Genomic DNA, 6,380 nt, shown 5'->3' with positions numbered 1-6,380 from the left:
AATTTGGTAGGCACAATTGGACTCGAACCAACGACCCCCACCATGTCAAGGTGGTGCTCTAACCAACTGAGCTATGTGCCTGTCGTGTGGTGCGCATTCTACGCAATTGGAAAAGCCTGTCAACACTTTTTTTCGCGCTAAGCTACTGAATCTAAACCTCTTTATAGAGAAGGGTCGCTTGCGACTGTGTGAGGGATTTTCAACAGACGACTAGCGGGTGTTTATTATTATTGATAGCATCGCTACATTCGTTAAAAATATAAAACACGAGGTTCCTGCAGCATGGCTAACACCCCCTACCCCCAGTCCTACTACGCCGCCTCGGCCAACCCGGTGCCGCCACGTCCGGCGCTGCAGGGTGAGGTGGAAACCGATGTATGCATCATCGGCGCCGGCTACACCGGCCTGTCCAGCGCCCTGTTCTTGCTGGAGAACGGCTTCAAGGTGAGCATCGTCGAAGCCGCCAAGGTCGGCTTCGGTGCCTCGGGCCGCAACGGTGGCCAGATCGTCAACAGCTACAGCCGCGACATCGACGTGATCGAACGCACTGTGGGCCCTAAACAGGCCCAACTGCTGGGCCACATGGCCTTCGAAGGCGGGCGTATCATTCGCGAGCGCGTGGCCAAGTACAACATTCAGTGCGACTTGAAGGACGGCGGCGTTTTCGCCGCGCTCACCAGCAAGCAGATGGGCCACCTGGAATCGCAAAAGCGCCTGTGGGAGCGCTTCGGCCACAACCAGCTGGAGCTGATGGACCAGAAGCGCATCCGCGAGGTGGTGGCCTGCGACAGCTACGTCGGCGGCATGCTCGACATGAGCGGCGGTCACATCCACCCGCTGAACCTGGCGCTGGGCGAAGCAGCAGCGGTCGAGTCGCTTGGCGGCATCATCTATGAGCAAACCCCGGCCGTGCGCATCGAGCGCGGCGCCAACCCCGTGGTGCATACCCCACAGGGCAAGGTCCGCGCCAAGTTCATCATCGTCGCTGGCAACGCCTACCTGGGCAACCTGGTGCCAGAGCTGGCCGCCAAATCCATGCCATGCGGCACCCAGGTGATCACCACCGAACCCCTGGGCGAAGAGCTGGCGCGCACCCTGCTGCCGCAGGACTACTGCGTGGAAGATTGCAACTACCTGCTCGACTATTACCGCCTGACCAGCGACAAGCGCCTGATCTTCGGCGGTGGCGTGGTGTACGGGGCACGTGATCCGGCCAACATCGAAGCGATCATCCGCCCGAAGATGCTCAAGGCCTTCCCGCAACTGAAGAACGTGAAAATCGACTACGCCTGGACCGGCAACTTCCTGCTGACCCTATCGCGCCTGCCGCAGGTAGGTCGTATCGGCGACAACATCTATTACTCCCAGGGGTGCTCGGGCCACGGCGTGACCTATACCCACCTGGCGGGCAAGGTGCTGGCCGAAGCCCTGCGCGGCCAGGCCGAACGTTTCGACGCCTTCGCCGGCCTGCCGCACTACCCGTTCCCAGGCGGCCAGATGCTGCGCGTGCCGTTCAGCGCTATCGGTGCCTGGTACTACAGCCTGCGCGATCGCCTGGGCTTCTGATGTAAACAGACCTGGCCTCCTCACGGCTGAACCCGCTCCTCCATGGCGCTGTGCGATGCGCACACGCTCCGTGGAGGGTCGGGTCTACCCGCGAAAAGCCATGCTGGGAACAATCATTTGTGCAGGCTGTTCACCGCCTGCTTCGCCGCGATTTCCTGCCCCGCCCGCGCCAACTCTTCCGCCGCCTGCAACCAGCGTTGCCTATCCACTTCAGCCGGCAATTGCCCTGGCGGTTGCACCAGCACTGCCCAACTGCCCTGCTCGGCCCACGCCGAAGCAAACGCGTCGAATGCCATCATGTGCCGGCGGTGCATGCCCGAGCGCAGCAGCACCCGCTGCTTGTAGCGGTCATACCCGATCAGCACCGCATAGCGCGGCTCGCCCCACCAGGCCGAACCGTCTTCGTAGCGCAAGAGGACCGGGTTGCCCGCCGCCACTTGGGTCAACAGCGCATCCAGTTGCTTGTCCAGGCGGTACACCACCATGCCGTAGTCCCGCGCCACGCGAGGGATGGTGGTGTCCAAAGCATCAGCACCCTGTGGCAGGTTCAAGGGCTTGTCCAGCAGCCCCGGGGTAATCGGCGCCCCCTGTTGCGACAACACTGCCGCCAGGGCCATGGCGCCGCTATGGTTGGCGTTGCCCCGGTAGAACGGCACGCTGCTGATTTCGACCCGTTGCGGCAGGCCTTTTAGATTGGCGGGCGGCGCGCTGGCACAGCCCGCCAGGCTGGCTGCCACGATGAAAGCCGCCAGCAGCCTACGCCGGGCGCTCTTGAAGGAAGATTGCTGCATGGACACTCGCTTGTTCCAACGCCGGGCAGGCAGCGCCCAGCTCTGGCCATTGATCATAGGTCCGACGACGGCGCGGGTATAGTCCGACAGCGGCTTGGAGCGAATCGGACTCAGAGATAGACCTTTGTTCGATGGAACGTCCCAGGCTAAAGGCTAGACTAAATCAGTGTCTGGAACGCAAACGCCGGTCAATCTGGCGTTTGCCGCAGCGATGGAGGCACAGATGAGCCTGACCCTGGCAATCCTCATGCTGGTCGGCATGTGGCTGAGCGTCGCAGCCGCCATGCTATGGGGTGTACTACGTATCGTGCGGCGTCATGCACAGCCCAATCAACAACCGCCGCAGGTGCCGGCCAAAACCCGGCACGTACAGCGCGCACGGCGGCCTGCGGGCGTGCACTGACCGTGCAGCATTCAGCAGCCAAACGGGGCGCAAAGCGCCCCGCTGCCCACCGTCAATGCTCAGCTGCCTCACGCTTGAGCCGCGCCCTGCGTGCGAGAATGTTGAGGATCTCGATCGCGGTGGAGAACGCCATCGCAGCGTACACGTAGCCTTTGGGCACATGGGCACCAAACCCTTCGGCAATCAGCGTCATACCGATCATGATCAGGAAGCCCAGGGCCAGCATCACGACGGTCGGGTTGTCGTTGATGAAGTTGGCCAGTGGGTCGGCCGCGACCATCATCACGATCACGGCAGTGATGACGGCGATGATCATGATCGGCAAGTGCTCGGTCATGCCCACGGCGGTGATGATGCTGTCTACCGAGAACACGATATCCAGCAGCAGGATCTGGAAGATCGCCGCAGCGAAGCCCAAGGTCACCGTGGAGCCCACCTTGGCCTCTTCCTTGGCACCGTGCGGGTCGACGTTTTCGTGAATTTCCTTGGTAGCCTTCCACAACAGGAACAGGCCACCCGCAATCAGGATCATGTCTTTCCACGAGAACGCATTGCCGAACACTTCGAATACCGGGTCGGTCAGCTGGACGATCCAGGCCACCGTGCTGAGCAACGCCAGGCGCATGATCAGGGCCATGCTGATGCCAATGCGCCGCGCCTTGGAACGGTACGCCACCGGCAACTTGTTGGTCAGGATCGAGATGAAGATCAGGTTGTCGATGCCCAGTACGATTTCCATGGCCACCAGCGTAGCCAGGGCAATCCAGGCGGTAGGGCTAGCGGCGAGTTCCAGCAGATATTCCATTGTTCACATCCTGCAACGGCGGTTGGGGTCAGATTTCCTGGCTTTTTTCGTTCTTTTCAGCTTGCACGGGCTTCTGCCCTTCACTGCCAATGGCTTCGCTCAGCGCCCGCTGGGCGGCCTTGTTGGTGTCGTCGATGGCCTGCTTGGCCGATTGAGCAGCTTGGTCGAGCATCTGCTGGGCGGACTTCTCGGCCTGGTCGCAACCAGCCAGGGCAAACAGCGCCAGGGCCAGCACCAGCGGCGTGCCGATGGATTTCAAGTGCAGCATGGGTTCCTCGCTTGTGGTGACTTCAGCAGCGCACGAGGCGCCTGATAACGAAGGATTCTAGACACGCCGATACATCAGGAAAATTCGTATTTTCAACGGTTATACTTCGGGTTTTACGAATCGGGAAAACAGCGTGCTCAACTACCGCCAGTTGCACTACTTCTGGGCAGTGGCCAGGACCGGCAGCATCGCCCGCGCCAGCGAACAGCTGAATCTGACCCCGCAAACCATCAGCGGGCAAATCAGCCTGTTCGAACACACCTACGGCCTGGAGTTGTTCCAGCGTGTGGGGCGGCAGCTGGAGCTGACCGAAACCGGCCGCCAGACGCTGGCTTATGCCGAACAGATGTTCCAGCTTGGTGGCGAACTGGAGGCCATGCTGCGCGCCGGGCCACAGGAGCAGATCCTGTTCCGCGTGGGCGTAGCCGATGTGGTACCCAAGTCCATCGTCTATCGCCTGCTGGCCCCGACCATGGAGCTGGACGACGTGCTGCGCATCAATTGCCGCGAAGACAAGCTCGAACGGCTGCTCGGCGACCTGGCCATCCAGCGCCTGGACCTGGTGATTTCCGACAGCCCCATGCCGAACAACCTGGATATCAAGGGCTACAGCCAGAAGCTTGGCGAATGCGGCCTGAGTTTTTTTGCCACCCCTGCATTGGCCAAGCGCTACCCGGGTGCCTTTCCTGCCTGCTTGCAGGACGCCCCCCTGCTGATTCCCGGCCAGGAAACCGTGGTGCGCAGCCGCTTGCTGCGGTGGCTGGGCGAGCAGCAGGTGCAGCCCCGCATTGTCGGCGAGTTCGATGACAGCGCATTGATGCAGGCCTTCGGCCAGTCGGGCAGCGGCATCTTCGTTGCACCCAGTGTGATCGCCGAGGAAGTGTGCCGACAGTACGGCGTGCAACTGATCGGGCAGACCGAGGCTGTGCATGAGTCGTTCTATGCCATTTCGGTGGAGCGCAAGGTCAAGCACCCGGGGATCGTGGCGATTACCGAGGGGGCACGGCGAGAGCTGTTCCACTGGTGACCGGGCTGGTTCGCACGGCCTCGCCTGCATTCGCTTGCGGGGCGGCACTGGCCGCGAAACGTGCCGGGCCGCCCGGCAAGGCTCTATGCTAAAGTCCCGCCCTTTACAGAATCCGAGATAACGCTGCACATGACCTCTGTTTTCCGCCTCCTCAACCGTACCAGCCTGGTGACGCAGATCGTCATCGGCTTGCTCGCCGGTATCGCCCTGGCCCTGCTGGCCCCCAGCGTGGCCGGCGACCTGGCCTTCCTCGGCAAGGTCTTCGTCAGTGCCCTCAAGGCAGTGGCACCTGTACTGGTATTCATTCTGGTCATGGCTTCGATCGCCAACCACCGGCATGGCCAGGAAACCCACATTCGCCCGATCCTGTGGCTTTACCTGCTGGGCACTTTCGCCGCGGCATTGGTCGCCGTGATCGCCAGCACGCTGTTCCCCTCATCATTGGTGCTCAGCACCGGCGAAGCCACGCTCAGCGCACCGGGCGGCATTACCGAGGTACTGCAGAACCTGTTGCTGAGCGCGGTCGACAACCCGATCAACGCCCTGCTCAACGCCAATTTCATCGGCGTGCTGACCTGGGCCGTGGGCCTGGGCGTGGCCTTGCGCCATGCGGGCGACACCACGCGCACCGTGGTCGAGGACCTGTCCAACGGTGTCACCCTGATCGTGCGTGTAGTCATCCGCTTTGCCCCGCTGGGCATCTTCGGCCTGGTCAGCGCGACCTTGGCTCAATCCGGCCTGAACGCCTTGCTCGGCTACCTGCACCTGCTGGCAGTGCTGATCGGCAGCATGCTGTTCGTGGCGCTGGTGATGAACCCGTTGATCGTGTACTGGAAAATCCGCCGCAACCCGTTCCCGCTGACCTTGCTGTGCCTGCGCGAAAGCGGCATCACCGCGTTCTTCACCCGTAGTTCGGCGGCCAATATCCCGGTCAACCTGGCACTGTCAGAGCGCCTTGGCTTGCATGAAGACACCTATTCGGTGTCGATCCCGCTGGGTGCCACCATCAACATGGCCGGTGCGGCGATCACCATCACCGTGCTGACGCTGGCCGCAGTGCATACCCTGGGTATCCCGGTCGACCTGCCGACAGCGTTGCTGCTCAGCGTGGTGGCAGCCGTCTGTGCCTGCGGTGCCTCCGGCGTGGCAGGGGGGTCGCTGCTGCTGATTCCGCTGGCGTGCAGCCTGTTCGGCATCCCCAGCGAAATTGCCATGCAGGTGGTTGCGGTGGGCTTCATCATCGGGGTGTTGCAGGATTCGGCGGAGACCGCGCTGAACTCCTCCACCGATGTGCTGTTCACGGCCGCGGCGTGCCTGGCTGAAGAGCGGCGTAACGCCTAATGTCGGCCAGTCAAGCGACTGGGGCCGCTTTGCGGCCCATCGCCGGCAAGCCGGGCTCCCACAGGAGCAGTGCAGACCTCAAGCTTAGCGCGGTCCTGTGGGGATTCTATGGTTCCTGGCAAGGGTAGCCGGAGCATCTTCAGCGCCTGTGAGATCGAGCGCCGCCCGCGCGGCGCAAT

At 62.3% G+C, this 6,380-nt stretch carries 7 protein-coding genes and 1 tRNA gene; 4 read left to right on the top strand and 4 right to left on the bottom strand.

The annotated features are described in order from the left end of the window. Positions 1-4: 4 nt before the first annotated feature. Positions 5-81: transfer RNA gene (locus EGJ22_RS13845), tRNA-Val, on the bottom strand. Between the two features lie 201 nt (positions 82-282). Here EGJ22_RS13845 and EGJ22_RS13840 point away from each other — a divergent pair. Then, positions 283-1,566: an FAD-binding oxidoreductase gene (locus EGJ22_RS13840; protein WP_009682777.1), complete on the top strand. Its 1,284-nt coding sequence runs from the start codon at positions 283-285 to the stop codon at positions 1,564-1,566. Between the two features lie 113 nt (positions 1,567-1,679). On the opposite strand, the gene EGJ22_RS13835 is transcribed toward EGJ22_RS13840, so the two are convergent. After that, positions 1,680-2,414, bottom strand: a complete 735-nt coding sequence (locus tag EGJ22_RS13835; protein WP_029884965.1) for a peptidase C39 family protein — start codon at positions 2,412-2,414, stop codon at positions 1,680-1,682. A 166-nt stretch (positions 2,415-2,580) separates the two neighbouring features. Here EGJ22_RS13835 and EGJ22_RS13830 point away from each other — a divergent pair, with 166 nt between their 5' ends. Then, positions 2,581-2,760, top strand: a complete 180-nt coding sequence (locus EGJ22_RS13830; protein ID WP_009682774.1) for a hypothetical protein — start codon at positions 2,581-2,583, stop codon at positions 2,758-2,760. A gap of 52 nt (positions 2,761-2,812) precedes the next feature. Here EGJ22_RS13830 and EGJ22_RS13825 read toward each other — a convergent pair whose 3' ends face one another. Further along, on the bottom strand, positions 2,813-3,565 hold the full coding sequence (locus tag EGJ22_RS13825) for a TerC family protein (protein WP_009682773.1): 753 nt from the start codon (positions 3,563-3,565) through the stop codon (positions 2,813-2,815). A gap of 28 nt (positions 3,566-3,593) precedes the next feature. Beyond that, positions 3,594-3,833, bottom strand: a complete 240-nt coding sequence (locus tag EGJ22_RS13820; RefSeq protein WP_009682772.1) for a hypothetical protein — start codon at positions 3,831-3,833, stop codon at positions 3,594-3,596. A gap of 133 nt (positions 3,834-3,966) precedes the next feature. Between EGJ22_RS13820 and nhaR the strand changes: the two genes are divergently transcribed. Both nhaR and sstT read left to right on the top strand, forming a co-directional pair. Further along, positions 3,967-4,860 (top strand): transcriptional activator NhaR, encoded by an 894-nt coding sequence (nhaR, locus tag EGJ22_RS13815; RefSeq protein ID WP_009682771.1) that lies wholly within the window; start codon positions 3,967-3,969, stop codon positions 4,858-4,860. Between the two features lie 129 nt (positions 4,861-4,989). Further along, a complete protein-coding gene (sstT, locus tag EGJ22_RS13810) occupies positions 4,990-6,201 on the top strand; it encodes a serine/threonine transporter SstT (RefSeq protein WP_029884964.1) in 1,212 nt (403 codons plus the stop codon). The last annotated feature ends 179 nt before the right edge of the window (positions 6,202-6,380 follow it).

It is taken from the genome of Pseudomonas sp. p99-361, assembly GCF_003935475.1.
GTDB classification, from domain to species: domain Bacteria; phylum Pseudomonadota; class Gammaproteobacteria; order Pseudomonadales; family Pseudomonadaceae; genus Aquipseudomonas; species Aquipseudomonas juntendi.
The sequence above is the reverse complement of the archived record's forward strand: the minus strand, read 5'-3'. Positions and strand labels throughout refer to the sequence as shown.

Excerpts from the sequence above, each read along its gene's own strand:
- EGJ22_RS13820 (WP_009682772.1), bottom strand. The coding sequence starts at position 3,833 with ATGCTGCACTTGAAATCCATCGGCACGCCGCTGGTGCTGGCCCTGGCG.
- EGJ22_RS13835 (WP_029884965.1), bottom strand. The coding sequence starts at position 2,414 with ATGATCAATGGCCAGAGCTGGGCGCTGCCTGCCCGGCGTTGGAACAAG.
- EGJ22_RS13840 (WP_009682777.1), top strand. The coding sequence starts at position 283 with ATGGCTAACACCCCCTACCCCCAGTCCTACTACGCCGCCTCGGCCAAC.
- sstT (WP_029884964.1), top strand. The coding sequence starts at position 4,990 with ATGACCTCTGTTTTCCGCCTCCTCAACCGTACCAGCCTGGTGACGCAG.
- EGJ22_RS13830 (WP_009682774.1), top strand. The coding sequence starts at position 2,581 with ATGAGCCTGACCCTGGCAATCCTCATGCTGGTCGGCATGTGGCTGAGC.
- EGJ22_RS13825 (WP_009682773.1), bottom strand. The coding sequence starts at position 3,565 with ATGGAATATCTGCTGGAACTCGCCGCTAGCCCTACCGCCTGGATTGCC.